This window comes from Pseudomonas sp. Y3 TE3536 (assembly GCF_053629175.1).
The window spans coordinates 2594926-2621727 of sequence record NZ_JBRJHU010000001.1; the positions used below are offsets into that span (position 1 = coordinate 2594926).

Consider the following 26802-nt stretch of genomic DNA (forward strand, 5'->3'; position numbering starts at 1 on the left):
CAGCCCCGCGGTACCTGTCTTTATCCGTAGATCTGCACAGTTCTGCGCTGCGAGGGCCGCTGCATTCAGGGCCCGCCGTGGTAGGCGCTCGTGCAATCTCAATCAGGTGAGATTGCGTTATGGATGGTATTTTTCTGCAGCAACTGGTCAACGGCCTGACCCTCGGGTCGGTCTATGGCCTGATCGCCATCGGCTACACAATGGTCTATGGCATCATCGGCATGATCAACTTCGCGCACGGCGAGGTGTATATGATTTCCGCGTACCTCGCGGCAATCAGCCTGGCATTGCTGGCCTATTTCGGCGTCGAATCGTTCCCGCTTCTGATGCTGGGCACGCTGTTGTTCACCGTCGTCGTCACGGGCGTCTATGGCTTCACCATCGAACGCATCGCCTACAAACCCCTGCGCAACTCCACCCGTCTGGCACCGCTGATCAGTGCCATCGGCATCTCGCTGATCCTGCAAAACTATGCACAGATCAGCCAGGGCGCCCGCCAGCAAGGCGTGCCAACCCTGCTTGAAGGCGCCTTGCGGGTAGAAGTCGGCACCGGCTTCGTGCAATTGACCTACACCAAGATCTTCATCCTGATTGCCGCATTCGTCGGCATGGGCCTGCTTACCTATGTGATCAAGTACACCAAGCTCGGCCGCATGTGCCGCGCCACGCAGCAAGATCGCAAGATGGCCTCGATCCTGGGCATCAACACCGATCGGGTGATTTCCTACGTATTCGTCATCGGTGCAGTCATGGCCGCACTGGCGGGTGTGCTGATCACCATGAACTACGGCACCTTCGACTTCTATGCCGGCTTCATCATCGGCATCAAGGCCTTCACGGCGGCGGTATTGGGCGGCATCGGCTCGCTACCGGGGGCCATGCTCGGCGGCATCATCCTCGGCATCTCCGAGTCGCTGTTCTCTGGCCTGATCAACTCCGACTACAAGGACGTATTCAGCTTCTCGCTGCTGGTGATGATCCTCATCTTCCGTCCCCAAGGCCTGCTGGGTCGCCCGCTCGTGGCTAAGGTGTGAACATGTCCACTGCCAAAACTGCCCCTGTTTCCGAAACCAATGGTTTCGACCTCAAACGCAGCCTGCTGGAGACCTTCGTCGCCGGCCTGCTGGCGCTCATTGTCTTTGGCCCGGTCGTCGGCGTGGTGCTCGACGGCTACAGCTTCAATGCCGAACCCCGCCGCGTGGCGTGGCTGGTTGGCGGGGTGATGGTCGGGCGCTTCCTGCTCAGCCTGTACCTGCAGACGGGCGCCGGGCGGCGCATGCTCCAAGGCTTCGACAACGGTGGCTCGGGCGTGCATGTGAACGCGCCGGACTACAAGTCGCGGCTGCGCTACATCATCCCGGCGCTGGTGGTGATTGCCATCGTCTTCCCAATCTTTGCCAACAAGTACCTGCTGACCGTGGTCATCCTCGGCCTGATCTATGTGTTGCTGGGCCTTGGCCTGAACATCGTGGTCGGCCTGGCGGGCCTGCTCGACCTGGGTTACGTGGCGTTCTACGCCATCGGCGCCTACGGCCTGGCGTTGGGCTACCAGTACCTGGGCCTGGGCTTCTGGAGCGTGCTGCCGCTGGCGGCCATCGCGGCGGCGCTGGCGGGGTGCATACTCGGCTTCCCGGTGTTACGCATGCACGGTGACTACCTGGCGATCGTGACCCTGGGCTTTGGCGAGATCATCCGCCTGGTGCTGAACAACTGGCTGTCGTTCACGGGCGGCCCGAACGGCATGCCGGCACCGTCGCCGACCTTCTTTGGCCTGGAATTCGGCCGCCGGGCCAAGGACGGTGGGGTGCCGATCCATGAGTTTCTTGGCATCGATTACAACGCCAACCTGAAGTTCGTGTTCATCTACGCCGTGCTGTTCCTGGTGGTGCTGGCAGTGCTGTACATCAAGCACCGGCTGACCCGCATGCCGGTCGGCCGCGCCTGGGAAGCCCTGCGTGAAGACGAGATCGCCTGCCGCTCGATGGGCCTGAACCACGTGCTGGTCAAGCTTTCGGCGTTCACCCTGGGGGCTTCCACCGCGGGCCTGGCGGGCGTGTTCTTCGCCACGTACCAGGGCTTCGTCAACCCGTCGTCGTTCACCTTCTTCGAGTCGGCGCTGATCCTCGCCATCGTCGTGTTGGGTGGCATGGGCTCGACCGTCGGTGTGGTGATCGCAGCGTTCGTGCTGACCGTTGCGCCAGAGCTGCTGCGCAGCTTCTCCGAGTACCGCGTGCTGCTGTTTGGCGTATTGATGGTGTTGATGATGATCTGGCGACCGCGTGGGCTGATCCGCATCAGCCGTACCGGTGTGGTCCCGCGTAAAGGAGTGGCGCCATGAACGACGATATCATTCTGTCGGTCGACAACCTGATGATGCAGTTTGGCGGCATCAAGGCGCTGAGTGACGTAAGCCTCAAGGTCCGGCGCAACCAGATCTTCGCGCTGATCGGCCCCAACGGTGCGGGCAAGACCACGGTGTTCAACTGCCTGACCGGCTTCTACAAAGCCAGCGGCGGGCGTATCGAACTGAACGTGCGCGGCAGCCAGACCAACGTCATCCAGTTGCTCGGCGAGCGCTTCCAGGCGACGGACTTCGTTTCGCCCGCGCGCTTTGCCAACCGCCTGTACTACAAGATGTTCGGCGGCACCCACCTGGTGAACCGCGCCGGCCTCGCCCGGACCTTCCAGAACATTCGCCTGTTCAAGGAAATGTCGGTGGTGGAGAACCTGTTGGTGGCCCAGCACATGTGGGTCAACCGCAACCTGCTGGCCGGGGTGCTCAACACCAAGGCCTACCGCAAGGCCGAGAGCGATGCCCTCGACCATGCGTTCTATTGGCTGGAGGTGGTCGACCTGGTCGATTGCGCCAACCGCTTGGCCGGTGAGTTGTCTTATGGCCAGCAGCGTCGCCTGGAAATCGCCCGGGCCATGTGCACACGGCCGAAGATCATCTGCCTGGACGAACCGGCTGCCGGCCTCAACCCGCAGGAAACCGAGGCGCTCAGTGGCATGATCCGCGTGCTGCGTGACGAGCACGACATCACCGTGGTGCTGATCGAACACGACATGGGCATGGTCATGAGCATTTCCGACCATATCGTCGTGCTTGACCATGGCAACGTGATCGCCGAAGGCGCGCCACAGGAAATCCGCAACAACCCGACGGTGATTGCCGCCTACCTGGGTGCAGACGAAGAGGAACTGGTATGAGTGCACCCATTCTCGAACTGAAGGAGCTGGATGTGTTCTACGGGCCGATCCAGGCCCTGAAGAAGGTGTCGATGCACATCAACGAAGGCGAGACGGTGAGCCTGATCGGTGCCAACGGTGCCGGCAAGTCGACCTTGCTGATGTCGATTTTCGGCCAGCCGCGCGCGTCTTCGGGGCACATCGTTTACCGGGGGACAGACATCACCCGCAAGTCGTCGCACTACATCGCTTCCAACGGTATTGCGCAGTCACCTGAGGGGAGGCGGGTGTTCCCCGACATGACCGTCGAGGAAAACCTGATGATGGGCACCATCCCGATTGGCGACAAATACGCCAAGGAGGACATGGAGCGGATGTACGAGCTGTTCCCGCGGTTGAAGGAGCGGCGCACCCAGCGGGCCATGACCATGTCGGGGGGCGAGCAGCAGATGCTCGCCATCGCCCGCGCGTTGATGAGCCGGCCGAAGCTGTTGCTGCTCGATGAGCCCTCGCTGGGGCTGGCGCCGATCGTTGTCAAGCAGATCTTCGCCACCTTGCGTGAGTTGGCCAAGACGGGGATGACCATCTTCCTCGTTGAGCAGAACGCCAACCATGCGCTGAAGTTGTCGGACCGGGCGTATGTGATGGTCAACGGGCAGATCCGCATGACGGGCACCGGCCAGGAGTTGTTGGTGAACGAGGAAGTGCGCAGCGCCTATTTGGGCGGGCACTGAGTGGTAACACTGGGGCCGCATAGTGGCCCCAGTGCTTCAAGCCGAATGTGGACAACTTGTCGCACACCCTTCTTCAGCCTCTCCAAAAACCCTTCGCAAGCCATTGTTTCCACAGCCTTGTTTTACCCACGGATAATGTGGAGCCGCCTGTGGAAAACATGGGTGCACCTCGCTATAGCCCTTTGTATTCATGCCTTGCAGGGTGTTGATCATTTTTTGATCGCTTTGCCCTTGTGGATGATTTTTCACGGTTTTTTACTCACAGGCTGCTGCATTCGAGGCCTTGTAAAACCTGTGGGTAAGTCTGTGCAAAAACCTTGGACAGACCGCTGCAAGCGGCATGGTTGAAAGCCTTGCGCCATCACCTCAGAGATATCCACCGACCGTGGATCGCTGAAAGGGTTCCGCGAACTCGATAAGTTGCCCCCAATCCGTGGGGAAAGCCTTGTGGATAACGTGCGCATAGCTGGCGCGAAGCCCTCTGCTACGCGGCTTTGGCAGGTATGATCATTTTTTGATCAATGGCTTCAATGGCTTGCTGCCTGCGTGGTACGAAGGCATGCTGCAAACCCTGCCGAAAATAATCCACAGCGAGGAACACAGCATGACGTCCACCGTATTCATCACTGGCGCGACTTCCGGTTTCGGCGAGGCCACCGCCCGACGTTTTGCACAGGCCGGCTGGAAGCTGATCCTCACCGGTCGCCGCAAGGAGCGCCTGGATGCGCTGTGCGCAGAACTGTCAGCCCAGACCGAGGTGCACGGGCTGGTGCTCGATGTGCGCGACCGCAAAGCCATGGAGGCGGCCATCGGTAACCTGCCGCCTGGGTTCGATAAACTACGTGGCCTGGTCAACAACGCTGGCCTGGCCCTTGGCGTGGATGCGGCGCAGAACTGCAGCCTGGACGACTGGGAAACCATGGTCGACACCAACATCAAGGGCCTGATGTACACCACGCGCCTGCTGCTGCCCCGGTTGATCGCCCACGGGCGTGGCGCGTCGATCCTCAACGTCGGCTCGGTGGCGGGCAATTACCCGTACCCGGGCAGCAACGTGTATGGCGGTACCAAGGCGTTCGTCGGGCAGTTCTCGCTGAGCCTGCGTTGCGACCTGCGCGGCACGGGCGTGCGCGTCAGTAACATCGAGCCGGGGCTGTGCGAGAGCGAGTTCTCGCTGGTGCGTTTCGGTGGCGACCAGGCCAAGTACGACGCCACCTACGCAGGTGCCGAGCCGATCCAGCCGCAGGATATTGCCGAGACCATCTTCTGGATTCTCAACCAGCCGGCGCACATCAACATCAACAGCCTGGAGCTGATGCCGGTGAGCCAGGACTGGGCAGGGTTCTCGATCGATCGGTCGGTCAAGGGCTGATCAGCAGCATGGGCGGGTAAATAGCCTGCCCATGCTGCTTCACGGCTTTCAGTGGTCGCGGAAGGTTTTGTCTGAATCGAGAAGGTGCAAGGCTTGCAGCATATCGTTGACGACATCAGCGAGCATGGCATCTTCTCTGGTTGGGTGCCCCTCGGCATACCTCAGCAGGCTTGAAAGCAGGCGCAGCTTTTGCTCGTGGAGCAGCTTGTTCTTCTCAAGCTTCGAGGTCGTGACATCCTTTTCGGTAGCAGCAATTTGCTTTTCAAAGTGAGCCTTCAGCGTTTCATTGCTCATGGCCGAACTCCTATCAATGGAGTCCTTACGTTATCAACGCGTCACGAGAACGGAAACTGGTAAAAATGTCAGGTCATTGCAAGCGCTGAAGCCCTTCCAGGCAAGTCGCCAAGTGATAAGGCGTAGTCGAAGGCATGTCATGCCGGCTAACCTCACCCTCGCCATCTCGGCACTCATACCAGCCGCCGTCATGCAGGAATCGCTGCTCCATCGCCTGCAACTGCGCAGCCAGTTTCGCCTCATTCCCTGACCGCAACGCCAGCGCCCGCAGGTACTCCGCCTGGGCCCAGATCCGTTGGGTGGCGTCGAGCACCTTGCCGTCCACCGCGAGCATCGCCAGCACGGCCGAATCTTTAACCCCGTACTGCTCGGCGTATTCGAAGGCGCGGGCAATGGAGCCATGCAGTGGCGTGCCACGTAGCAGGGGCGAGGTATCCAGCAGGTAGAACCACTCGAACTGATGACCCGGTTCGAACCAGTTATCCACAGCGCCGTTTGGCTTTTCCAGCATCAGGCCATGCTGCGGTTCGATGAACTGCGCCTGCAGGGCCTCGCACAGGTGCAGCAGGGCCTGCTGCACGCCTTCATCCTCACGCACGGCAAGCACCTGCAGGAACGCTTCGGCCAGGTGCATCTGCGGATTCTGCAGCGGGCCGCTGCCCAGGTCGGACCAGTCTTCACCGAGGCTCGCCTCGTACAAGCCGTCGTCGCGGGCGAACTGCTCGCTTACGATTTCCAGCGCAGCGTTCAGTGCAGACTCCACCAAGCTCTCGCGAACCTTGCCCCAGTAATGGGCGCAGGCAAACACGATGAACGCATGGGTGTAGAGGTCCTTGCGGCGGTCCAGCGGCTTGCCTTCGGCATCGATGCTGTAGAACCAGCCACCGTGCTCGGCATCGTGAAAATGCCGCTGCAACGAACGGAACAACGCCGCCGCTCGCGCTGCCGCGCCGGGTTGCTCGATGCGGCTGCTGAACAGGTACAGTTGGCGAGCGCAGGCCATCGCCCGGTAGCGTTGCACGGGCAATGGCCGGTGCTGGGCGTCCAGGGCTTCGAAGGGCAGGGCCATTTCGTCGTTCCAGCCCGGGCCTTGCCACAGCGGCACGATACGCTCGGCGAAGTGCTGGTTGAAACGGGCCAGTTCGGGCGGAGTGGGGCGGGGGTCGGACATGAAAGCGCTCGTCACAATCGGGCAGTGCGCCATGGTAGCAGAACTGGGGTTTTGGGTTGTTTACACGGGCCTCTTCGCGGGCAAGCCCGCTCCCACAGGTGCGGCGCTAGCCTTTGAGGCTACACAGTTCGTGTGGGAGCGGGCTTGCCCGCGAAGAGGCCCGTGTAGCCAACAGATCAGCTCGGGTTACCCAAGCCTTGCCAATGGCGTGCGCCGACGAAGATGAAGCGCAGCTGCTGGGTGATCTTTTCCTGCGCGGTCAGGGCCTGTGGATAACCTGCGTCGGGGCTGTCGATCAGCTCCGGCAGGGTGGCAAACACGGTCTTCACCACCAGGTCGGCCATCACCGCCAGTGCCGCAGCGTCCAGGTGCTGCCAGCGCTTCATGCGCGCCAGGTCGGTGGCCAGGTCGTCGCTGATGTCCTGGCGCAGGCGGGCAATCGCCTGGCGGACCGCCTGCGAGCCCCCGTATTGCTCACGGGCCAGGAACAGGAACTGGGCGCGGTGGGCGGCGACCACGTCGAGGAAGATGCGTACCGAGGCGTCGGTAATGCCACCAAACTCGAATTCGTTCTGGCGCACCAGGCGGATGGTCTGGCGGAAGGTGGTATCGACCTCGGCCACCAAGGCCAGGCCCAGTGCGTCCATGTCGGGGAAGTGCCGGTAGAAACCGGTCGGTACGATACCCGCCGTTTTCGCCACTTCGCGCAGGCTGATGCTGCCGAAACCACGGCCACTCTCCATGAGCTGGCAGGCGGCATCAAGCAGGGCCTGGCGGGTCTGTAGCTTCTGTTCGGCGCGCGGCAGCATGGGGGCAGGATTCTGTGTCGGTCGAGGCTGGGCACTCTAGTTAAAAAAACGAAGCCCGGTCAATGGACCGGGCTTGGAGGTGAGCAGGCAATGTGCTGCAGGTTGTTCTTTTCGGCCATGGCGATCAGCTCACACGGCTGAGTTCAACCAGGCGATCCGAGCCACCTTCAGCTACGCGGCCAGAGCGTTCGATCAAACGGTCGGCACCGCCTTCGGCGACTTGGCCAGCACGCTCGATCAGGCGATCGGAACCACCTTCGGCAACCCGGCCAGTGCGTTCGATCAGGCGGTCGGAGCCACCTTCGGCTACGCGGCCAGTGCGTTCGATCAGGCGATCGGAGCCACCTTCGGCTACACGGCCAGTGCGTTCGATCAAGCGATCCGAACCGCCTTCGGCAACGGTTTTCAGAGGCTGGGCGATTTCTGCGGCGCTGGAACGCGATTCGGCGGTCAGGTGCTGTTCAGCGGCCGGCAGGGCGAACGCGTTGGCAGCAAGCAGGGACAGGGTCAGGGTCAGCAGGTGGCGTTTCATGATTTCGGTGCTCCTCTGGGGGGCTGGAAAGTGGGTACGGAGCCAATGCTACGCCCGGGAACGCCAGAGAAAAGTTCATAAGGATAATGGTAACAATCGACAGCATTGATAGAGGCTGCTGACGGCTCTAGTGCAGGTGTCTTGAGGTGGCTGATGGCTTTTTGACTTCACGCTATAGGGCCAGGGTAACGCCCTTGCTCAACGCAAATGCTGAACAAGAAGCCAGGAAAAACTTCGCTATCATGGCGCCACGGATAAAACCCAGCGGGTTTTCATCAGTCCGAGTTAATGAGTGCCATCGGCGCCCGCTTTGTGCCATGCCGTCAGGAGAATCACGCAATGACGCGACCCGCCAGAATCCTCGTCTGGACCCTTGCCACCCTGTTGACCCTCGTGGCGATACTGGTGGTGGTAATCGCCACCTTCGACTGGAACCGCGTCAAGCCGTTGCTCAACGAGAAGGTATCCGAAGCCCTGCACCGGCCGTTCGCGATCAATGGCAACCTTGCCGTGCAGTGGCGGACCGAACCTGAAGAAGGTGGTTGGCGCGCCTGGGTGCCCTGGCCGCACTTCATTGCCGAGGACCTGACCTTGGGCAACCCCGATTGGCTCAAGGAGCCGAAAATGGTTGGCCTCGAGCGGGTGGAATTCCGCCTGGCGCCGCTGCCGCTGGTGTTCCAGCAGATTGTCATCCCCCGCATCAACCTGACCAAACCGTCGGCCAGCCTCACTCGCCTGGCCGACGGCCGCGCTAACTGGACCTTTGACTTCGGCCCCAAAGACGAAAACGCGGAACCCTCGAAATGGCAGTTGGACATCGGGGCAATCGGTTTTGACCAAGGCAACGTCAGCCTCGATGACCAGACCCTGAAGACCAGCATGAAGGTGCAGGTCGACCCGCTGGGCAAGCCGATCCCGTTCAGCGACATCGTCGGCAAGGCGCGTGCCGAAAAAACCGGCGGCGCCCAGGACTACGCGTTCGGCTTCAAGGCCCAAGGCCGCTACAAGGGCCAGCCAGTGTCCGGCACCGGCAAGATCGGTGGCCTGCTGGCGCTGCAGGACGCCAGCCAACCGTTCCCGTTGCAGGCCGATGTGCGCATTGCGGATACCCACGTGGTGCTCGCCGGTACCCTGACCGACCCGCGCAACCTCGGCGCGCTCGACCTGCGCCTGCGCCTGTCCGGCAATAGCCTGGGCAACCTTTACCCGTTGACCGGCGTGACCCTGCCGGACACCCCAGCTTATGCCACCGACGGCCACCTCAGCGCCAACCTGCATGCCGAGCAAGGCGCCACGTTCAATTACCAAGGGTTCAATGGCAAGATCGGCGACAGCGACATCCACGGCGACTTGGCCTTCGTGGCCAGCCAGCCACGGCCCAAACTCTCTGGCAAGCTGGTTTCCAACCAGCTGTTGTTCAAGGACCTGGCGCCGCTGATCGGTGCCGATTCCAACGCGGAGCAGAAAGCCCGCGGCGGGGCCAGCAAGCAGCCGACGGGCAAAGTGCTGCCGGTGGAGGAATTTCGCACCGACCGTTGGCGCGCCATGGACGCCGATGTCGAATTTGCCGGCAAGCGCATCGTCCACAGTGAGCAATTGCCGTTCAACGACCTGTCTGCCCACGTGATTCTCGAAGACGGCCTGCTGCGCATGGCACCGCTGCGCTTTGGCGTGGCCGGCGGCAACCTGGCTTCCAGGATCCGCCTGGATGGCCGCAGCGTACCCTTGCAAGGCCGGGCACAGCTGACTGCGCGGGGCTTCAAGCTCAAGCAACTGTTCCCCACCTTCGCACCGATGCAGACCAGTTTTGGCGAGCTGAACGGCGATGCCGACATCACCGGACGCGGTAACTCGGTGGCGGCACTGCTGGGCACGGCCAATGGCGACCTGCGCATGTTGATCAACGATGGTGCGGTGAGCCGCAGCCTGATGGAAATCGCCGGGCTGAACGTGGGCAACTACGTGATTGGCAAGTTGTTCGGTGACGAGGACGTGCAGATCAACTGCGCGGCGGCCGATGTCGGCATCAAAGACGGGCTGGCGACGACACGCCTGTTCATCTTCGATACCGAGAACGCGATCATCTACATCAACGGCACGGCGAACTTTGCCAGCGAGCAGCTTGACCTGAAAATCACCCCAGAGTCGAAAGGGCTGCGGCTGTTCTCGCTGCGTTCGCCTTTGTACGTGCGCGGGCCGTTTGCCAAGCCCAGTGCCGGGGTGCAGGCAGTGCCATTGGCGTTGCGTGGCGCGGGGATGGTGGCGTTAGGGGTAGTCGCGGGGCCGGCGGCGGGGTTGCTGGCATTGATCGCGCCGAGCAGTGGGGATGAGCCTAATCAGTGCACGCCGTTGTTGCAGCAGATGAGGGCGGGCAAGGCGCCGACTGAGGTGAAAGGCAAGAAATGAGTGAAGGGGGCCGCTTTGCGGCCCTTTCGCGACGCAAGGCCGCTCCTACAGGAGATCGCATTCCCCTGTGGGAGCGGCCTTGTGCCGCGAATGGGCTGCAACGCAGCCCCGTACGATTACAACCCTTGCAACAGATCAGACATATCGTCCGCGTGCTCTTCTTCCTGCGCCAGGATGTCTTCAAAAATACGGCGCGTGGTCGGGTCGCTATCACCAATGTACTGAATGATCTCGCGGTAGCTGTCGATCGCAATGCGCTCGGCCACCAGGTCTTCCAGCACCATTTCTTTCAAGTTGCTACCTGCCACGTACTGGGCATGGGAGTTCTTGGTCAGGTTGTCCGGGTTGAAGTCCGGCTCGCCACCCAGCTGGACAATCCGCTCGGCCAACTTGTCGGCATGCTCGGCTTCCTGGTTGGCATGCTCCAGAAACTCTTCGGCTGCCACGCTGGCCTTGATACCGCTGGCCATGAAGTAGTGACGCTTGTAACGCAGCACGCAGACCAGTTCAGTGGCCAGCGACTCATTGAGCAGGCGCAGGATCTCGGTACGGTCGGCGTGGTAACCCTCGGTCACCGCGCCTTGCTCCACGTGCTGACGGGCACGTTCGCGCAGGGTTTTCACATCGGTCAGTTCAACGTTGCTCATGGTTATCTCCAAACGAATCAGGACGGGGGGTCAAGTGGTAACGAAGGCTCACGCGCCGTGGACGGCGTCGCTGTCCTCTTGTCGTTGTTTGCACGTCTTGAAGCCCTTGGCGTCGACATGCCCGGTGGCGTCGAAACGCACGTAGTAGGGCTGCTGCTTGCCGTCGCGGTTGAGGATGTAGTCGTTGCAGGTGCCCCCGTGCGGCAGGTCGATCACGTTCGACGGGCTGCCGCCGATGGCAATGACCTTCTGCATGGTCATGCCGTGCTCGACCTGCTTGACCAACGGTTCGTCACGGTAGGTGACGTAATCCACCGGGTTTTCCGGGCGGCTGCCGCAGGCGGCCAGGGTTGCACTGGCCAGAAGGATTGCCAGGGTCTGCTTGTACATGGTCCCGCTCCTTGCTCAAGGGTCTGTTCTGGTTTGGAACCGCACGGCGCGCCAGGAGTTCGATTGCGATGGTCATCGAAGCCGCTGTAGTGTGGGCCGTCGTCCACGGAGAGGGGCAGGGCAATGGGGCAGGAACTGGCTACGCGATACCCTGTGGTGCTGGTGCCGGGCATGCTCGGCTTCGTGCGGGTACTGCTTTATCCCTACTGGTTCGGGATCGTGCCGGCCTTGCGCAAGGGCGGCGCGCAGGTGCATGCCGTACAAGTGTCGCCGTTGCATTCCAGCGAAGTGCGCGGCGAGCAGTTGCTGGCGATCATCGAAGGCATCTGCCAGCGCAGCGGCGCGGCCAAGGTCAACCTTATCGGCCACAGCCAAGGCGCCTTGGATGCGCGCTATGCGGCCGCCAAAAGGCCCGACCGGGTAGCTTCGGTGACGTCGGTGGCGGGGCCCAACCATGGCTCCGAACTGGCTGACCACCTGGAACGCACAGCGCCTGGCGATTCACCCCAAGGGCGCATGCTCAAGGCGGTGCTGCATGGCGTGGCCGTGCTGCTGGTGTGGCTGGAAACCGGTTGGCGGCGCGACCCGCTGCCCATCGATGTACACGCCTCGCACCAGTCGCTGACCAGCGCCGGGGTGGCGCTGTTCAACCGGGCTTATCCACAGGGCCTGCCCGACACCTGGGGCGGTGAAGGGCCCGCGCAGGTCAACGGCGTGCGCTACTACTCCTGGTCAGGCACCTTGCAGCCTGGCCTGACTGACCAAGGGCGAAACCGCTTTGACGGCAGCAACCGCTTCTGCCGCTTGTTCGCCCGCAGCTTCGTCAAGGAAAAGGGCCATTGCGACGGCATGGTCGGGCGGTTCAGCTCGCACCTGGGGCAGGTGATCGGCGATGACTACCCGCTCGATCACCTGGACATCGTCAACCAGTCGCTGGGGGCAGTCGGCAAGGGCGCCGAACCGGTGCGGCTGTTCACCGAACACGCCGCCCGGCTCAAAGCTGCGGGGCTGTGATGCGGCGGCGCACCGGTGTGGTCCAGCGTTCGGCAAGGATCACCCCGGCCAGGGTCAGCAGGCCGCCGAGCAGGTGATAGCGGGCCAGTTGTTCATCCAGCACCACGGCGGCGATCAGCGCGGTGACCAGCGGCAGCAGGTTGAAGAACAGCGTGGTGCGGCTTGGCCCCAGGCGGTGCACGGCCTGCATCCATACCAGCGGCGCGATCATCGAAGCCAGCACGCAGGCGTACAGCACCAGGCCGACGTTGTGGGCGTTCAGGCCGGTCTTGTCCGACACCAGGAACAACGGCAGCAGCACGATGATAGCCACCAGCACCTGCAGGTACAGCAGCTGCAAGGGCGGCAGGCGCAATTGCCATTTCTTCAGCAGGAAGCTGTACAGCGCGTAGGCCAGGGTGGCCACCAGCATCAGCAGGTCGCCGCTGTTCAGGCCCTGTTCCAGCAGCGCCCCGGGGTGGCCGGCGGAGACCACCTCGAGCACGCCGAAAAACGACACCAGGGCGCCGATCAAGGCGCCGAAGGTCAGGCGCTGGCCGAGCCAGGCGATGGACAGGGCCAGCGACATCAACGGCATCAGCGAGAGAATGATGCCCATGTTGGTGGCGCTGGTGATGCTTGCGGCGAAGTACGCCAGGCTCTGGTACAGGGCCATGCCCAGCACGCCGAGGACGAAGACTTTGCCCAGGTGCGGGCGGATTGCGGCGCGGTTGCGCCACACGGCCGGTAGCAGGAAGGGGGTGAACAGCAGGCCGGCCAGCAGCCAGCGATAGAAGCCGATCTCGGCAGGGTGGATGGCACCGGCCGACAGCTTGGTGACGACGGTGTTGCCAGCCCAGATGAGGATGGCGAGCAGGGGGAAGGTGTAGTTCATGTCGCGGTTACTCGGTTTGGCAAGGTTGGGCCTGCTTTGCAGCGCGCAGTTTGCAGGCAGCGCTGTACCTGTAGGAGCGGGCTTGCCCGCGAAGGCCTGCACAACAGGCCCCGATAGCCCGGTATTATCCGCTGTCTGTTCGCAAGCCTATACTTGTATCCAGACAACCCACCCTTTGAAGCAGACAGCATGCCGCGCAAATACCTCGACATCCCCGGTTTCGACCAACTCCCGGCGCCGGTGTACTTCCGCCATGACGAATTTGGCGCCGACACCCACAGCGCGCCACACCGCCACGCCTGGGGCCAACTGAACTACGCGGCCCACGGTGTCATGCACCTGGACGTCGAAGGCCAGCGCTTTCTCTCGCCGCCGCACTACGCCGTCTGGGTGCCGCCGGGCACCGAGCATGGCTGTTACAACCCCCAGGCCATCGTCTACCGCTCGGTCTACCTGGCGCGCAGCCTGTGCGCCAACCTGCCGCAACAACCGTGCAGCCTGGTCATCAGCGACATCCTCAAGGCCATCCTTGGCGACTTCGCCCGGCGTGACCTGAAGGTGGCGCAAGATGAACGCGACCAGCGCCTGGTGCAGGTGCTTCTCGACCAGTTGCTGCTGGCCCCGACCCAAACCTGCTACCTGCCCTTCGCCCGCAGCGAGGGCCTGGGCCAGGTGCTCGACGCTTTGAGCCACGCCCCGGGTGACAACCGCCCGCTGGCCGACTGGGCCGCGCAGGTGCATGTCAGCGAACGCACCCTGGCCCGCCAGTTTCTTCGCGAACTGGGCATCAGTTTCGGTGAATGGCGCCTGCGCCTGCGCTTTTTACGCGCCATCGAGGCGCTGGAAGCGGGCTTGCCGATTCAGGCCATTGCCTTCGACCTTGGCTACAGCAGCGGCTCGGCCTTCATCGCCATGTTCCAGCGCCAGGCCCACTGCACACCGGAGCAATACCGGCGCCAGTCGCGGGCTGAGCTGTAAAAATTCTTGTCTACACTCAGTGGCACCACCGCGCATCGGGCGCGGAAACAGGGAGACCACTCCATGAAGCTGTTGCAAATGCCACTGCTGGTGTTGGCTGTGTTGTTCAGCGCGCAAGGGTTCGCCGCCACCGCGCAACAGGAAAAGATGACCTCGTGTAACGCCGACGCCACCGCCAAGGCGCTCAAGGGCGACGAACGCAAGGCGTTCATGAGCAACTGCCTGAAGAAGAGCGTGCCTGCCACCCAGCAGGAAAAGATGAAGACCTGCAACGCCGACGCCAGCACCAAGGCACTCAAGGGTGATGAGCGCAAAGCGTTCATGAGCGACTGCCTGAAGAAGAAATGACCTGCGCCTATGCCTGTAGGACGAAGGCTGGCAGACTGCGGGTCTTTTCCGTTGTCTGCCCCTGAGGCTGTATGACTTTCACCCCCCGCCAGGTCACCCTGGCCAGCTGGATCATCGTGTTTGCCGGCCTGTTGCTGGCGTTGCCCCTGAAGTTGCTGCCGAGCCTGTTAGCCGGTTTGCTGGTGTTCGAACTGGTCAACATGCTGACGCCACGGCTGCAGCCGCTGATCGCCGGGCAACGTGCGCGTTGGCTGGCCGTGGCCCTGCTCGGCACGTTGGTGGTCACCACCCTGACCCTGCTGATCGCCGGCGCGTTCAGCTTCCTGCTGCACGAGGCAGAAAACCCCGGGGCTTCGCTGGACAAGTTCATGGCCCTGGTCGAGCGGGCCCGTGGGCAGTTGCCGCCGTTCATCGAAGGCTACCTGCCGGCCAGTGCCGCCGAGTTCAAAGTGGCCATCGGTGACTGGCTCAAAAGCCACCTGGGTGAGCTGCAGCTGGTGGGCAAGGGCATGGCGCACATGTTCGTCACCTTGCTGATCGGCATGATCCTCGGCGCCATCGTTGCCCTGCAGCGCATCCCTGACATCTCGCGGCGCAAGCCGTTGGCGGCAGCGCTGTTCGAACGCCTGAACCTGCTGGTGCAGGCGTTTCGTAACATTGTCTTCGCGCAGATCAAGATTTCGCTGCTCAACACCACCTTCACCGGCATCTTCCTGGCCGTGGTGCTGCCGCTGTTCGGTGTGCACCTGCCGCTGACCAAGACGCTGATCGTGCTGACCTTCCTGCTCGGGCTGCTGCCGGTGATCGGCAACCTGATGTCCAACACCCTGATCACCATTGTCGGGTTGTCGTTGTCGATCTGGGTGGCGCTGGCGGCGTTGGGCTATCTGATCGTCATCCACAAGGTCGAGTATTTCCTCAACGCGCGGATCGTCGGCGGGCAGATCAGTGCCAAGTCGTGGGAACTGTTGCTGGCAATGCTGGTGTTCGAGGCGGCCTTCGGCTTGCCGGGGGTGGTGGCGGGGCCGATCTACTATGCCTACCTGAAGAGTGAGTTGCGGCGGGTGGAGCTGGTCTGATCTCCTGTGCCGGCTTCTTCGCGGGGCAAGCCCGCTCCCACAGGATTACCTACAGCATAGCGGCAATGGTGATCCTGTGGGAGCGGGCTTGCCCCGCGAAGAGGCCAGCGCAGGCTATAGAGGTTTATTAGATCGAACCGTAGCGCTTACGCGCCTCAATCGCCAACCCGCTACCAATGCTGCCGAAGATGTTGCCTTCCACATGCCGGGCATTGGGCAGCATCGCCGCCACGCTGTTACGCAGCGCCGGAATCCCGCTCGAACCCCCGGTGAAGAACACGGTATCCACCTGCCCTTCGCTGACGCCCGCCTTGTTCAGCAGCTCGCTGACGCTGCCGCGCACGCGCTCCAGCAGGCCTTCGATCGCCGCTTCGAACACGGCACGGGTCAGTTCCGCTGTCAGCTCCGGCTCTACCCGGCGCAGGTCGATATGGCGGCTGTCGTGCTCGGTCAGCTCGATCTTGCTGGCTTCCACTTCCATCGCCAGCCAGTGGCCGGCGCGCTGTTCGATCAGCTTGAACAGGCGGTCGATGCCCAGGGTGTCTTCGATGTCGTAGCGCATGTTGCCCAAGGCCAGCTGGGACTTCTGCGAATACAGGGCGTTGATGGTGTGCCAGGTGGCCAGGTTGAGGTGATAGCTGGTCGGCATCAGCGCGCCGCTCTTCATCCGGCTGCCATAGCCGAACAGCGGCATCACGCCCTGCAGGCTCAGTTGCTTGTCGAAGTCGGTACCGCCAATGTGCACGCCGCCGGTGGCGAGAATGTCGCTTTGGCGTTCGGCCACCAGGTGGCGCTCGGGCGACAGGCGGATCAGGGTAAAGTCGGAGGTACCACCGCCGATATCGACGATCAGTACCAGCTCTTCACGGCTGATGCTCGACTCGTAGTCGAAGGCTGCGGCAATCGGTTCGTACTGGAACGACACGTCCTTGAAGCCGATCTTGCGTGCCACGTCGGCCAAGGTGTCCTCGGCCTCCTGGTCGGCGGCCGGGTCTTCATCGACGAAAAACACCGGACGGCCCAGCACCACCTGGTCGAAGCTGCGCTCGGCGGCGGTTTCAGCGCGCTTTTTCAGCTCGCCGATAAACATGCCCAGCAGGTCCTTGAACGGCAGGGCGCTGCCCAGCACGCTGGTGTCGTGCTTGATCAGCTTGGAGCCGAGCAGGCTCTTGAGCGAGCGCATCAGGCGGCCTTCGTAGCCTTCCAGGTACTCGTGCAACGCCAGGCGACCATACACCGGGCGACGCTCCTCGATGTTGAAGAAGACCACCGAAGGCAGGGTGATCTTGCCGTCTTCCAGGGCGATCAGCGACTCAGTGCCAGGGCGGTGCCAGCCGACCGTGGAGTTAGAGGTGCCAAAGTCGATGCCCAGGGCGCGGGCCGGGGATACGTCAGACATGGGAAAAGGGCTTCCGGAGGCAAAACGGCCGCGCAGTTTATGCCAGTTGGCAAGAGAATCAAGACCAGTCGTCTGCCATGCTGCAATCCCAAGTGGGCCTTGAAAGGCTATGCTTGACCCCTATCTTCAGTTGCAACACGCAATTTCACATTGGTGATCCACAGATGGACTTCAAAGACTATTACAAGATACTCGGCGTAGAGCCCACGGCGGATGACAAGGCGATCAAGGCCGCGTACCGCAAGCTGGCGCGCAAGTATCACCCCGATGTCAGCAAGGAGCGCGACGCCGAGGACAAGTTCAAAGAGGCCAACGAGGCCTACGAAGTGCTGGGCGACGCGCAGAAACGTGCCGAATTCGACGAAATCCGCAAGTACGGCGGCCAGCATGGCCGGCCGTTCCAGGCGCCGCCGGGCTGGGAAAACCGGGGCGGTGGTGCGGGCGGTGGTTTTGAAGGCGGCGACTTCTCCGACTTCTTCAGCTCGATTTTTGGCGCGCGCGGGGGCAACCCCTTTGGTGGCGCCCGGCAACAGCGCAGTGCAGGCAGGCGAGGGCAGGACGTGGAGCTGGAACTGGCGGTTTTCCTTGAGGAGACCCTGAGCAAGGAATCCAAGCAGATCAGCTTCCAGGTGCCGCAAACCAATGCCGCCGGGCAGCGCACCGGGTTCACCACCAAGACCCTGAACGTCAAGATCCCTGCCGGGGTGACCGACGGCGAGCGCATTCGCCTCAAGGGCCAGGGTGCGCCGGGCAGTGGCGGCGGGCCCAATGGCGACCTGTTCCTGACCATCCGCATGGCACCGCATCCGCTGTTCGATGTCGAAGGTCATGACCTGATCATCACCGTGCCGTTGGCACCGTGGGAGGCTGCGCTGGGCACCAAGGTGGCGGTGCCGACCCTGGATGGCAAGATCAACCTGACCATCCGCCCCGACAGCCAGAGCGGCCAACGCCTGCGGGTACCGGGCAAGGGCCTGGCCAACAAGCACGGCGAGCGCGGCAACCTCTACGCGCAGCTCAAAGTGGTTATGCCGACGGCATCCGACGAGTCTACCCGTGAACTGTGGGCCAAGCTTTCCGAGAAGGCCGCGTTCAACCCGAGGGCACAATGGAGTAAGTGATCATGAGCAGCACCTTGATCGTTCAACTGGACATGCGCACCCTCTGTCAGGAGGCCGATATTACGGCCGACTACGTGATCGAAATTGTCGAACACGGCATCGTCGAACCCTCTGGGCGAACGCCCGAGGATTGGTTGTTCGACGATCAGGCGCCGCTGTTGGCCAAGCGTGCGGCGAAGCTGCACCAAGAGTTGGAGCTGGAGTGGGAAGGCGTGGCGCTGGCGCTGGAGCTGCTGCAGGAAGTGCAGCAGTTGCGCAGTGAGAACAGCATGCTGAAGCAGCGGTTGGGCAGGTTTATCCAGATGTGAAGGTTGCAGGCCCGGCCTCTTCGCGGGTGAACCCGCTCCCACAAGTACGGTACTGGCCTCAGGCCCTGCATGGTCCCTGTGGGAGCGGGTTCACCCGCGAAAAGGCCAGTACAGCCAACATCAATCTCAGGTTGGATCGGCACCCAGGTTCAGCACCAGTTGCATGAAGGTCAGGTCCAGCCAGCGGCCAAACTTCACCCCCACCTGCGGCATCTGCCCGGTCACCACAAACCCCAGCCGCTCATGCAGGCGTACCGACGCCGCATTGCCACTTTCGATCGCTGCCACCATCACGTGCTTGCCACAGCCCCGCGCACGCTCGATCAACGCGGCCATCAACACCGGCCCCAAACCCTTGCCGCGCTGGTCGCCTCGGATATACACCGAGTGCTCGACGGTATGGCGAAAACCCTCGAACGGCCGCCAGTCGCCGAACGATGCATACCCCAGCACGCCGGTCTCATCCACCGCCACCAGGATCGGGTAGCCCTGTTGTGCCCTGGCCTCGAACCAGGCCTGGCGGTTGGCCAGGTCCACCGGGGTTTCGTTCCAAATCGCCGTGGTGTTGCGCACGGCGTCGTTGTAGATGTCGAGGATGCCCGGCACGTCGGCGGGCAAGGCGTCGCGGATTTCGTGGCTCATTGCAGCGTCTCACAAGGTCGATGGGCGCAGATTAAATGGTTACCAGCCCGCGTACACCCTCGGCTTGCATGTTTTCACCACGCCCACGCTGGATGATCTCACCACGCGCCATCACCAGGTACTGGTCGGCCAGTTCCTCGGCAAAGTCGTAGAACTGCTCGACCAGCAGGATGGCCATGTCGCCACGCTCGGCCAGGCGCCGGATGACCGCGCCGATTTCCTTGATCACCGAGGGCTGGATGCCTTCGGTGGGCTCGTCGAGGATCAGCAGGCGCGGGCGGCTGGCCAGGGCACGGCCAATGGCCAGTTGTTGCTGCTGGCCCCCGGACAAGTCGCCGCCGCGGCGTTGTTTCATCTGTTCCAGTACCGGGAACAGCTCGTAGATGAAGGCGGGCACTTCGCGGGCCTCGCGGGCGGGAAAGCGCGACAGGCCCATCAGCAGGTTCTCTTCCACGGTCAGCCGCGGGAAAATCTCCCGGCCTTGGGGCACGTAGGCGATGCCGGCGTGGACCCGTTGCTGGGGCTTGAGCGTGGTGATCGGCTTGCCTTCCCATTCGACGCTGCCTTCGCGGGCGGCGACCAAGCCCATCAGGCAGCGCAGCAGGGTGGTCTTGCCCACGCCGTTGCGGCCCAGCAGGCAGGTGACTTCGCCGACCTTGGCCTCGAAGGACAGGCCGCGCAGGATGTGGCTGCCGCCGTAGTATTGGTGCAGGGTGTCAATCTTGAGCATGTCATGTCCCTGAGTTTTTTGTTGTGGCTGCACCGGCCCCTTCGCGGGGCAAGCCCGCTCCCACAGGTTCACCACAGTTTTCGGATGGAGTGATTCCCCTGTGGGAGCGGGCTTGCCCCGCGAAGAGGCCAGTGCAGGCTGTTTGAATCATCGGCCCAGGTACACCTCGACCACGCGCTCATCCGCCTGCACCTGCTCCAGCGACCCCTCCGCCAGCACGCTACCTTGGTGCAGCACGGTCACATGGTCGGCAATGCTCCCGACAAACCCCATGTCGTGCTCCACCACCATCAGCGAATGCTTGCCGGCCAGGCCCTTGAACAGTTCGGCGGTGAACTCGGTCTCGGCGTCGGTCATGCCGGCCACCGGTTCATCGAGCAGCAGCAGTTGTGGTTCTTGCACCAGCAACATGCCGATCTCCAGGAACTGCTTCTGGCCGTGAGACAGCAGCCCCGCCTGGCGCTGCGCCAGGGATTGCAGGCGCAAGGTGGCGAGCACCTCGTCGATGCGCTGCTGTTGCTCACCACTCAACCGCGCGGCCAGGCTGGCCCACACCGATTTGTCGGTCTTCAGGGCCAGCTCCAGGTTCTCGAACACGGTCAGTGCTTCGAACACCGTCGGCTTCTGGAACTTGCGGCCGATGCCGGCCTGGGCGATCTGGTATTCGCTCATGCGGGTCAGGTCGAGGGTGTCGCCAAAGAAGGCGCTGCCGGTGTCGGGGCGGGTCTTGCCGGTGATTACGTCCATCATCGTGGTCTTGCCAGCGCCGTTGGGGCCAATGATGCAGCGCAGTTCACCGACGCCGATGTACAGGTTGAGCGCGTTGAGGGCCTTGAAACCATCGAAGCTGACGCTGATGTCTTCCAGGCTCAGCACCGTGCCATGGCGGGTGTCCAGGCCCGCTGTACGGCGGCTGCCCAGACCGATGGCGTCGCGGCCGGCGCCGAGGTTGTCGAACACCGGTTCAAGCATGAATTCTGGATGCACAGGGGGCACGCCTCTCATGGTTGGCTCCTTTTCTTCAACAGACCGACCACGCCCTTGGGCAGGTACAGGGTGACGAGAATGAACAGCGCACCGAGGAAGAACAGCCAGAACTCCGGGAAGGCCACGGTGAACCAGCTCTTCATGCCGTTGACCAGGCCAGCGCCGAGCAGCGGGCCAATCAACGTGCCACGCCCGCCAAGGGCGACCCACACGGCGGCTTCGATGGAGTTGGTCGGCGACATCTCGCTGGGGTTGATGATGCCCACCTGAGGCACGTACAGCGCACCGGCAAGGCCGCACAGCACGGCGCTCAGCACCCACACCAGCAGCTTGAAACCGCGTGGGTCGTAGCCGCAGAACATCAGGCGGTTTTCAGCGTCGCGCACGGCGGTGAGCAGGCGGCCGAATTTGCTTTGGGTCAGGCGCCAACACAGGTACAGGCTGGCCAGCAGCAGGCCGACAGTGAGCAGGAACAGCACCGCACGGGTGCCTTGCGCGGCGATGTCGAAGCCCAGGATGGTGCGGAAGCTGGTGAAGCCGTTGTTGCCGCCAAACCCGGTTTCGTTGCGGAAGAACAGCAGCATGCCGGCAAAGGTCAGGGCCTGGGTCATGATCGAGAAGTACACGCCCTTGATCCGCGAACGGAAGGCGAAAAAGCCGAACACCAGCGCCAGCAGGCCCGGCGCCAGCACCACCAGGCACAGCGCCCAGGCAAAATGCTGAGTACCGGCCCAGTACCAAGGCAGTTCGGTCCACGACAGGAAGGTCATGAAACCCGGCAGCCCGTCCCCGGCGGCCTGGCGCATCAGGTACATGCCCATGGCGTAGCCGCCGAGGGCGAAGAACAGGCCGTGGCCCAGCGACAGCAGCCCGGCATAGCCCCAGACCAGGTCCAGGGCCAGGGCGACGATGGCATAGCAGAGGATCTTGCCGACCAGTGTCAGGGTGTAGGCCGAAACCTGCAGGGCATGGTCCGCCGGCAATAACGACAGCAGCGGCAGGGCCAGCAACAGCAGGACGACGACAGCGCCGATGGCCAGCGACAGGCGCGGCCCGGCTTTTTGCGAAGCGGTGACAAGCAGTGGCTGGTTCATCAGTCGATTACCCGTCCCTTGAGGGCGAACAGGCCTTGCGGGCGCTTCTGGATGAACAGAATGATCAACGCAAGGATGAGGATCTTGCCAAGCACCGCGCCGATCTGCGGCTCCAGCAGCTTGTTGGCGATGCCGAGACCGAAGGCGGCCCAGAGGCTGCCGGCCAGTTGCCCGACGCCGCCGAGCACCACCACCAGGAACGAGTCGATGATGTAGCTTTGGCCAAGGTCCGGGCCGACGTTGCCGACCTGGCTCAAGGCCACGCCACCCAGCCCGGCGATGCCCGAGCCCAGGCCAAAGGCGAGCATGTCGACGCGCCCGGTGGACACGCCACAGCAGGCGGCCATGTTGCGGTTCTGGGTCACTGCGCGCACGTTAAGGCCAAGCCGCGTGCGGTTGAGCAGCAGCCAGGTGAGCAGTACCACGGCGAGGGCGAAGCCGATGATCACCAGCCGGTTGTACGGCAGCACCAGGTTGGGCAGCAGTTGGATACCGCCGGACAACCACGCCGGGTTGCTGACTTCGACGTTCTGCGCGCCGAACAGCAGGCGGATGGCCTGGATCAGGATCAGGCTGATCCCCCAGGTCGCCAGCAGGGTTTCCAGTGGGCGGCCGTAAAGGTGACGGATCACCGTGCGCTCCAGCGCCATGCCGACCCCGGCGCTGACGGCGAAGGCCACGGGCAGGGCGATCAGCGGGTAGAACTCGATCGCGCCGGGGGCGTAACGCTGCAGCAGCACCTGGACCATGTAGGTGCTGTAGGCCCCGAGCATGAGCATCTCGCCATGGGCCATGTTGATCACCCCGAGCAGGCCGAAGGTAATCGCCAGGCCCAGGGCTGCCAGCAGCAGGATAGAACCCAGCGACAGGCCGCTGAAGGCTTGGCCGAGCAGTTCGCCGACCATGAGTTTGCGTTTGACCTGGGCCAGGCTGGTTTCAGCCGCCGTGCGCACGGCGGCGTCGCTTTCGACGCCGGGCTGCAGCAGCGCTTCCAGGCGCGTACGGGCGACCGGGTCGCCGGTCTCGCCCAGCAAACGCACGGCGGCCAGGCGTACGGCAGGTTCGCTGGCACCCAGTTGCAGGTTGGCCAGGGCCAAGCCCAGGGCTGCGTGTACGGCTGCGTCCGGTTCGCTGGCAAAGCGCCGGTCGAGGAAGGCCATCTGTGCGGGTTGCGCGCTCTTTTGCAGTTGCTGGGCAGCGGCCAGGCGAGTGTCGCTGTTGTCGCTGAGCAACTGGTGGCTGGCCAGGGCGTTGTCGATCAGGCTGCGCAGGCGGTTGTTCAGGCGCACCTTGCGGGTGTCGCCCTCGGCGATGCGGCCTTGGCGCAGGTTTTCCAGCAGCGGCAGGCGCGCGGCATCGGGTTGGGCTGCCCAGCCTTCGAGCAGGCGTGCTTGCTCGGCGGGCTTGGCGGTGAGGAAGAATTCGCCCTCGCTGGCCTGGGTGGCCAGGGGCATTAACAGGAGAAGGGTGAGCAGGAGTCTAAGCATGCGAGCAATCCTGGATTACAGCGGTGGATTCTTCGCGGGTAAACCCGCTCCCACAGGTACGGCGCAAGGGCTGGATCGTGCGCGGTCCCTGTGGGAGCGGGTTCACCCGCGAATGGGCCGCAAGGCGGCCCCAATGGCATTCAGTTACCTTTCACCGCGTAATCGGGCCGCTTGTCGTTGCCCGGAATGAACGGGCTCCAAGGCTGCGCCCGCAGCGGCTGCTCGGTTTCCCAAACCACACTGAACTGCCCGTCATCCTGGATCTCGCCGATCATCACCGGCTTGTGCAGGTGGTGGTTGGTCTTGTCCATGGTCAGGGTGAAGCCGGACGGTGCCTGGAAGCTCTGGCCAGCCAGTGCCTCGCGCACCTTGTCGACATCGGTGGACTTGGCTTTTTCAGCCGCCTGCGCCCACATGTGAATGCCCACATAAGTGGCTTCCATCGGGTCGTTGGTCACCGCCTTGTCGGCGCCCGGCAGGTTCTTGGCCTTGGCGTAGGCCTTCCAGTCGGCGACGAACTTCTGGTTGACCGGGTTATCCACCGACTCGAAGTAGTTCCACGCGGCCAGGTGGCCCACCAGCGGCTTGGTGTCGATGCCGCGCAGTTCTTCCTCACCCACCGAGAACGCCACCACGGGCACGTCGGTGGCTTTCAGGCCTTGGTTGGCCAGCTCTTTGTAGAACGGAACGTTGGAGTCGCCGTTGACGGTGGAGATGACCGCCGTCTTGCCGCCCGCGGAGAACTTCTTGATGTTGGCGACGATGGTTTGGTAATCGGCGTGGCCGAACGGGGTGTAGACCTCTTCGATGTCCTTGTCGGCCACGCCCTTGCTGTGCAGGAAGGCGCGCAGGATCTTGTTGGTGGTGCGCGGGTAGACGTAGTCGGTGCCCAGCAGGAAGAAGCGCTTGGCGCTGCCGCCTTCTTCGCTCATCACGTATTCCACGGCGGGGATGGCCTGCTGGTTAGGCGCAGCGCCGGTGTAGAACACGTTCGGCGACATCTCTTCGCCTTCGTACTGCACCGGGTAGAACAGCAGGCCGTTGAGCTCCTCGAATACCGGCAGCACCGATTTGCGCGACACCGAGGTCCAGCAGCCGAACACCACGGCGACCTTGTCCTGGGTCAGCAGCTGGCGGCTCTTTTCGGCGAACAGTGGCCAGTTGGACGCTGGGTCGACCACCACCGCTTCGAGCATCTTGCCGTTCACACCGCCCTTGGCGTTGATCTGGTCGATGGTCATCAGCGCCATGTCCTTGAGCGACGTTTCGGAAATGGCCATGGTCCCGGACAGCGAATGCAGGATGCCGACCTTGATGGTCTCGGCGGCCTGGATGCTCCAGCTAAGACCCATCGCCGCAATCGATGCGCTGAGGGTAAAGGCCTTGATCAGACTGCGACGCTTCATGTGCTCTCTCCGCTGAGATTTTTTAGGGTGTTGGCCAAGCGGGAGGGGCGTTGCAAGGGGTGTGCCGAGTGGCGGAAGGTGCGTAATAGAGGGGGTGTGCGAGGTGTTGGGGCGTTTGCAAGGTCCAGGTTGGTGCCTTGCAGATGTGTGTGCACAGGATTGGGGCTGCAAAGCAGCCCCATGCGGCATCAGCCGTTACGCACCGCCGTGCGCGGATGGCGTTTGCTGCGCACACCCTGGTAGGTCACTGCCAGCAGCACGAACCAGATCGGCGTCACCAGCAGCGCTGCGCGGGTGTCGTCTTCCAGGCTCAGCAGCACCAGAATGCCGGCAAAGAACACCAGGCACACGTAGCACATGAAGCGCCCGCCGGGCATTTTGTACTTCGACGCCAGGTGCAGCGCGGCGCGGCGTTTGCGGTAGCTGAGGTACGACAGCAGGATCAGCGTCCAGACGAACATGAACAGCACCGCCGACACCGTGGTGACCAGGGTGAACGCCTCGACCACATCGGGCACCAGGTAGATCAGCACCGCGCCCAACAGCAGGCAGGTGCACGAGAAGTACAGGCCGTTGGCCGGCACGGCGCGCCGCGACAGCTTCTCGAACGCGCGGGGTGCATCGCCTTCCTGGGCGAGGCCGAACAGCATGCGGCTGGTAGAGAACACGCCACTGTTGGCCGACGAGGCGGCCGAGGTCAGCACCACGAAGTTGATGATGCTGGCTGCCGCTGGCAGGCCGGCCAGCACGAACAGTTCGACGAATGGGCTCTTGCCTGGCACCACATCGCGCCACGGGGTCACGGCCATGATCGCGATCAGCGCCAGCACGTAGAACACGATGATACGGATCGGGATCGAGTTGATGGCCCGTGGCAAGGTGCGCTCGGGGTTCTTCGCTTCCGCGGCCGTGGTGCCGACCAGCTCGATACCGACGAAGGCGAACACGGCAATCTGGAACCCGGCGAAGAAGCCCATCAGGCCATTAGGGAACATACCGCCGTCATTCCACAGGTTGGCCAGTTGCGCGGTGCGCCCGCTCGGCGATTCGAAGCCGCTGATGACCATGTACAGGCCGGTGGCGACCAGGCCGAGGATGGCGACGATCTTGATCAGCGCGAACCAGAACTCGAGCTCGCCGAACATCTTCACGGTAACCAGGTTCAGCGACAGCAGCACCGCCACGCAGGTCAGCGCGGGTATCCACTGCGGCAGGTCGGGGAACCAGAATTGCGTGTAGGCGGCAATCGCGACCACATCGGCGATACCGGTGACTACCCAGCAGAACCAGTAGGTCCAGCCAGTGAAGTAGCCGGCCCAGGGGCCGAGCAGGTCGGCCGAGAAGTCGATGAACGACTTGTAGTTGAGGTTCGACAGCAGCAATTCGCCCATGGCGCGCATGACGAAGAACAGCATGAAGCCGATGATCATGTAGACGAAGATGATCGACGGGCCGGCGAGGCTGATGGTCTTGCCCGAGCCCATGAACAGGCCGGTGCCGATCGCGCCACCGATGGCGATGAGCTGAATGTGACGGTTGGTCAGGTTGCGCTGCAGATGCTGCTCTTCAGCGGGCGGGGAAGAGGTCCGGGTCATTGGCTGCATTCCATTGAGGGTCAGTCTTTTTGTGAAAGCCGAGTAGGCTAACACGGGCGTCCCAATTCGGGGCGCGACAGATCGACACGACCTTTGCGGTGCAGCGTTGTACCTGTTGCCGGCCTCTTCGCGGGCAAGCCCGCTCCCACAGGTATTGTGTTGCGCTTGAGAAGCACGTCACCCTGTGGGAGCGGGC

The 26802-nt window shown here is 62.9% G+C and carries 27 protein-coding genes; 12 read left to right on the forward strand and 15 right to left on the reverse strand.

Translation table 11 applies throughout. The features are described 5' to 3' along the window. The first annotated feature begins 119 nt into the window (after nt 1–119). From AB7M33_RS11670 to AB7M33_RS11690, 5 genes are all read left to right on the forward strand, one after another. Nucleotides 120–1034, forward strand: a complete 915-nt coding sequence (locus AB7M33_RS11670) for an ABC transporter permease subunit (RefSeq protein WP_016489422.1) — start codon at nt 120–122, stop codon at nt 1032–1034. 2 nt (nt 1035–1036) lie between these two features. Continuing rightward, nucleotides 1037–2338 (forward strand): high-affinity branched-chain amino acid ABC transporter permease LivM, encoded by a 1302-nt coding sequence (livM, locus tag AB7M33_RS11675; protein WP_099430571.1) that lies wholly within the window; start codon nt 1037–1039, stop codon nt 2336–2338. Then, nucleotides 2335–3210 carry an ABC transporter ATP-binding protein gene (locus AB7M33_RS11680; RefSeq protein ID WP_027592550.1) on the forward strand — a complete coding sequence of 292 codons (876 nt, stop codon included), beginning with the start codon at nt 2335–2337 and terminating at the stop codon, nt 3208–3210. Before livM ends, AB7M33_RS11680 begins: the two co-directional genes overlap by 4 nt. Beyond that, nucleotides 3207–3923, forward strand: a complete 717-nt coding sequence (locus AB7M33_RS11685) for an ABC transporter ATP-binding protein (RefSeq protein ID WP_027592551.1) — start codon at nt 3207–3209, stop codon at nt 3921–3923. The genes AB7M33_RS11680 and AB7M33_RS11685 overlap by 4 nt, the downstream gene beginning before the upstream one ends. A gap of 604 nt (nt 3924–4527) precedes the next feature. Next, nucleotides 4528–5295 (forward strand): SDR family oxidoreductase, encoded by a 768-nt coding sequence (locus AB7M33_RS11690; protein ID WP_099430977.1) that lies wholly within the window; start codon nt 4528–4530, stop codon nt 5293–5295. 48 nt (nt 5296–5343) lie between these two features. Here AB7M33_RS11690 and AB7M33_RS11695 read toward each other — a convergent pair whose 3' ends face one another. From AB7M33_RS11695 to AB7M33_RS11710, 4 genes are all read right to left on the reverse strand, one after another. Beyond that, nucleotides 5344–5589 (reverse strand): hypothetical protein, encoded by a 246-nt coding sequence (locus AB7M33_RS11695; RefSeq protein WP_033693924.1) that lies wholly within the window; start codon nt 5587–5589, stop codon nt 5344–5346. A gap of 73 nt (nt 5590–5662) precedes the next feature. Beyond that, nucleotides 5663–6760 carry an AGE family epimerase/isomerase gene (locus AB7M33_RS11700; protein WP_454242860.1) on the reverse strand — a complete coding sequence of 366 codons (1098 nt, stop codon included), beginning with the start codon at nt 6758–6760 and terminating at the stop codon, nt 5663–5665. Between the two features lie 176 nt (nt 6761–6936). Beyond that, the gene (locus AB7M33_RS11705) at nt 6937–7569 is read right to left on the reverse strand and encodes a TetR family transcriptional regulator (RefSeq protein WP_027592554.1); all 633 of its coding nucleotides are present in this window, start codon (nt 7567–7569) and stop codon (nt 6937–6939) included. Between the two features lie 124 nt (nt 7570–7693). Beyond that, nucleotides 7694–8101, reverse strand: coding sequence for a hypothetical protein (locus tag AB7M33_RS11710; RefSeq protein WP_027592555.1), 408 nt, complete (start codon nt 8099–8101; stop codon nt 7694–7696). A gap of 339 nt (nt 8102–8440) precedes the next feature. On the opposite strand from AB7M33_RS11710, the gene AB7M33_RS11715 reads away from it, so the two are divergent. Beyond that, complete coding sequence (locus AB7M33_RS11715; protein WP_454242861.1) at nt 8441–10507, forward strand: AsmA family protein; 2067 nt, start codon at nt 8441–8443, stop codon at nt 10505–10507. 116 nt (nt 10508–10623) lie between these two features. On the opposite strand, the gene AB7M33_RS11720 is transcribed toward AB7M33_RS11715, so the two are convergent. Beyond that, entirely contained in the window at nt 10624–11154 is a 531-nt protein-coding gene (locus AB7M33_RS11720) for a ferritin-like domain-containing protein (RefSeq protein WP_027592557.1), read from the reverse strand. Between the two features lie 48 nt (nt 11155–11202). Then, nucleotides 11203–11544, reverse strand: coding sequence for an osmotically-inducible lipoprotein OsmE (gene osmE / locus AB7M33_RS11725; protein ID WP_027592558.1), 342 nt, complete (start codon nt 11542–11544; stop codon nt 11203–11205). A 123-nt stretch (nt 11545–11667) separates the two neighbouring features. Between osmE and AB7M33_RS11730 the strand changes: the two genes are divergently transcribed. After that, complete coding sequence (locus AB7M33_RS11730; RefSeq protein WP_454242862.1) at nt 11668–12558, forward strand: alpha/beta fold hydrolase; 891 nt, start codon at nt 11668–11670, stop codon at nt 12556–12558. Here the strand turns inward: AB7M33_RS11730 and AB7M33_RS11735 are convergent. After that, on the reverse strand, nt 12539–13432 hold the full coding sequence (locus AB7M33_RS11735) for a DMT family transporter (RefSeq protein ID WP_454242863.1): 894 nt from the start codon (nt 13430–13432) through the stop codon (nt 12539–12541). The two genes, AB7M33_RS11730 and AB7M33_RS11735, sit on opposite strands and share 20 nt — an antisense overlap. Nucleotides 13433–13621: 189 nt before the next feature. On the opposite strand from AB7M33_RS11735, the gene AB7M33_RS11740 reads away from it, so the two are divergent. From AB7M33_RS11740 to AB7M33_RS11750, 3 genes are all read left to right on the forward strand, one after another. Beyond that, a complete protein-coding gene (locus tag AB7M33_RS11740) occupies nt 13622–14410 on the forward strand; it encodes an AraC family transcriptional regulator (RefSeq protein WP_454242864.1) in 789 nt (262 codons plus the stop codon). Nucleotides 14411–14473: 63 nt separating this feature from the next. Further along, nucleotides 14474–14758, forward strand: a complete 285-nt coding sequence (locus AB7M33_RS11745; protein ID WP_027592562.1) for a PsiF family protein — start codon at nt 14474–14476, stop codon at nt 14756–14758. A gap of 71 nt (nt 14759–14829) precedes the next feature. After that, nucleotides 14830–15837 (forward strand): AI-2E family transporter, encoded by a 1008-nt coding sequence (locus AB7M33_RS11750; protein ID WP_027592563.1) that lies wholly within the window; start codon nt 14830–14832, stop codon nt 15835–15837. Between the two features lie 127 nt (nt 15838–15964). Here the strand turns inward: AB7M33_RS11750 and AB7M33_RS11755 are convergent, their stop codons facing one another. Then, a complete protein-coding gene (locus tag AB7M33_RS11755) occupies nt 15965–17236 on the reverse strand; it encodes an Hsp70 family protein (protein WP_085272321.1) in 1272 nt (423 codons plus the stop codon). Nucleotides 17237–17400: 164 nt separating this feature from the next. Between AB7M33_RS11755 and cbpA the strand changes: the two genes are divergently transcribed. Further along, nucleotides 17401–18357, forward strand: coding sequence for a curved DNA-binding protein (cbpA, locus tag AB7M33_RS11760; RefSeq protein ID WP_099430563.1), 957 nt, complete (start codon nt 17401–17403; stop codon nt 18355–18357). Between the two features lie 2 nt (nt 18358–18359). Further along, nucleotides 18360–18665 carry a chaperone modulator CbpM gene (locus AB7M33_RS11765; protein WP_027592566.1) on the forward strand — a complete coding sequence of 102 codons (306 nt, stop codon included), beginning with the start codon at nt 18360–18362 and terminating at the stop codon, nt 18663–18665. Nucleotides 18666–18791: 126 nt separating this feature from the next. Here the strand turns inward: AB7M33_RS11765 and AB7M33_RS11770 are convergent, their stop codons facing one another. From AB7M33_RS11770 to cycA, 7 genes are all read right to left on the reverse strand, one after another. Continuing rightward, a complete protein-coding gene (locus tag AB7M33_RS11770; protein WP_099430561.1) occupies nt 18792–19307 on the reverse strand; it encodes a GNAT family N-acetyltransferase in 516 nt (171 codons plus the stop codon). A gap of 31 nt (nt 19308–19338) precedes the next feature. After that, nucleotides 19339–20037 (reverse strand): urea ABC transporter ATP-binding subunit UrtE, encoded by a 699-nt coding sequence (gene urtE / locus AB7M33_RS11775; RefSeq protein ID WP_027592568.1) that lies wholly within the window; start codon nt 20035–20037, stop codon nt 19339–19341. A gap of 147 nt (nt 20038–20184) precedes the next feature. Beyond that, nucleotides 20185–21042, reverse strand: coding sequence for an urea ABC transporter ATP-binding protein UrtD (urtD, locus tag AB7M33_RS11780; protein ID WP_027592569.1), 858 nt, complete (start codon nt 21040–21042; stop codon nt 20185–20187). Continuing rightward, nucleotides 21039–22118 carry an urea ABC transporter permease subunit UrtC gene (gene urtC, locus AB7M33_RS11785; RefSeq protein ID WP_027592570.1) on the reverse strand — a complete coding sequence of 360 codons (1080 nt, stop codon included), beginning with the start codon at nt 22116–22118 and terminating at the stop codon, nt 21039–21041. Before urtC ends, urtD begins: the two co-directional genes overlap by 4 nt. Continuing rightward, nucleotides 22118–23605, reverse strand: coding sequence for an urea ABC transporter permease subunit UrtB (gene urtB / locus AB7M33_RS11790; protein WP_454242865.1), 1488 nt, complete (start codon nt 23603–23605; stop codon nt 22118–22120). The genes urtC and urtB overlap by 1 nt, the downstream gene beginning before the upstream one ends. A gap of 140 nt (nt 23606–23745) precedes the next feature. Next, a complete protein-coding gene (gene urtA, locus AB7M33_RS11795) occupies nt 23746–25011 on the reverse strand; it encodes an urea ABC transporter substrate-binding protein (protein WP_027592572.1) in 1266 nt (421 codons plus the stop codon). A 188-nt stretch (nt 25012–25199) separates the two neighbouring features. Continuing rightward, on the reverse strand, nt 25200–26606 hold the full coding sequence (gene cycA / locus AB7M33_RS11800) for a D-serine/D-alanine/glycine transporter (protein ID WP_454242866.1): 1407 nt from the start codon (nt 26604–26606) through the stop codon (nt 25200–25202). Nucleotides 26607–26802 lie beyond the last annotated feature (196 nt).

What these genes read in the sequence shown, in the direction of transcription:
- AB7M33_RS11670 (WP_016489422.1), top strand. Translation starts at nt 120, where the DNA reads ATGGATGGTATTTTTCTGCAGCAACTGGTCAACGGCCTGACCCTCGGG.
- livM (WP_099430571.1), top strand. Translation starts at nt 1,037, where the DNA reads ATGTCCACTGCCAAAACTGCCCCTGTTTCCGAAACCAATGGTTTCGAC.
- AB7M33_RS11680 (WP_027592550.1), top strand. Translation starts at nt 2,335, where the DNA reads ATGAACGACGATATCATTCTGTCGGTCGACAACCTGATGATGCAGTTT.
- AB7M33_RS11685 (WP_027592551.1), top strand. Translation starts at nt 3,207, where the DNA reads ATGAGTGCACCCATTCTCGAACTGAAGGAGCTGGATGTGTTCTACGGG.
- AB7M33_RS11690 (WP_099430977.1), top strand. Translation starts at nt 4,528, where the DNA reads ATGACGTCCACCGTATTCATCACTGGCGCGACTTCCGGTTTCGGCGAG.
- AB7M33_RS11695 (WP_033693924.1), bottom strand. Translation starts at nt 5,589, where the DNA reads ATGAGCAATGAAACGCTGAAGGCTCACTTTGAAAAGCAAATTGCTGCT.
- AB7M33_RS11700 (WP_454242860.1), bottom strand. Translation starts at nt 6,760, where the DNA reads ATGTCCGACCCCCGCCCCACTCCGCCCGAACTGGCCCGTTTCAACCAG.
- AB7M33_RS11705 (WP_027592554.1), bottom strand. Translation starts at nt 7,569, where the DNA reads ATGCTGCCGCGCGCCGAACAGAAGCTACAGACCCGCCAGGCCCTGCTT.
- AB7M33_RS11710 (WP_027592555.1), bottom strand. Translation starts at nt 8,101, where the DNA reads ATGAAACGCCACCTGCTGACCCTGACCCTGTCCCTGCTTGCTGCCAAC.
- AB7M33_RS11715 (WP_454242861.1), top strand. Translation starts at nt 8,441, where the DNA reads ATGACGCGACCCGCCAGAATCCTCGTCTGGACCCTTGCCACCCTGTTG.
- AB7M33_RS11720 (WP_027592557.1), bottom strand. Translation starts at nt 11,154, where the DNA reads ATGAGCAACGTTGAACTGACCGATGTGAAAACCCTGCGCGAACGTGCC.
- osmE (WP_027592558.1), bottom strand. Translation starts at nt 11,544, where the DNA reads ATGTACAAGCAGACCCTGGCAATCCTTCTGGCCAGTGCAACCCTGGCC.
- AB7M33_RS11730 (WP_454242862.1), top strand. Translation starts at nt 11,668, where the DNA reads ATGGGGCAGGAACTGGCTACGCGATACCCTGTGGTGCTGGTGCCGGGC.
- AB7M33_RS11735 (WP_454242863.1), bottom strand. Translation starts at nt 13,432, where the DNA reads ATGAACTACACCTTCCCCCTGCTCGCCATCCTCATCTGGGCTGGCAAC.
- AB7M33_RS11740 (WP_454242864.1), top strand. Translation starts at nt 13,622, where the DNA reads ATGCCGCGCAAATACCTCGACATCCCCGGTTTCGACCAACTCCCGGCG.
- AB7M33_RS11745 (WP_027592562.1), top strand. Translation starts at nt 14,474, where the DNA reads ATGAAGCTGTTGCAAATGCCACTGCTGGTGTTGGCTGTGTTGTTCAGC.
- AB7M33_RS11750 (WP_027592563.1), top strand. Translation starts at nt 14,830, where the DNA reads ATGACTTTCACCCCCCGCCAGGTCACCCTGGCCAGCTGGATCATCGTG.
- AB7M33_RS11755 (WP_085272321.1), bottom strand. Translation starts at nt 17,236, where the DNA reads ATGTCTGACGTATCCCCGGCCCGCGCCCTGGGCATCGACTTTGGCACC.
- cbpA (WP_099430563.1), top strand. Translation starts at nt 17,401, where the DNA reads ATGGACTTCAAAGACTATTACAAGATACTCGGCGTAGAGCCCACGGCG.
- AB7M33_RS11765 (WP_027592566.1), top strand. Translation starts at nt 18,360, where the DNA reads ATGAGCAGCACCTTGATCGTTCAACTGGACATGCGCACCCTCTGTCAG.
- AB7M33_RS11770 (WP_099430561.1), bottom strand. Translation starts at nt 19,307, where the DNA reads ATGAGCCACGAAATCCGCGACGCCTTGCCCGCCGACGTGCCGGGCATC.
- urtE (WP_027592568.1), bottom strand. Translation starts at nt 20,037, where the DNA reads ATGCTCAAGATTGACACCCTGCACCAATACTACGGCGGCAGCCACATC.
- urtD (WP_027592569.1), bottom strand. Translation starts at nt 21,042, where the DNA reads ATGAGAGGCGTGCCCCCTGTGCATCCAGAATTCATGCTTGAACCGGTG.
- urtC (WP_027592570.1), bottom strand. Translation starts at nt 22,118, where the DNA reads ATGAACCAGCCACTGCTTGTCACCGCTTCGCAAAAAGCCGGGCCGCGC.
- urtB (WP_454242865.1), bottom strand. Translation starts at nt 23,605, where the DNA reads ATGCTTAGACTCCTGCTCACCCTTCTCCTGTTAATGCCCCTGGCCACC.
- urtA (WP_027592572.1), bottom strand. Translation starts at nt 25,011, where the DNA reads ATGAAGCGTCGCAGTCTGATCAAGGCCTTTACCCTCAGCGCATCGATT.
- cycA (WP_454242866.1), bottom strand. Translation starts at nt 26,606, where the DNA reads ATGACCCGGACCTCTTCCCCGCCCGCTGAAGAGCAGCATCTGCAGCGC.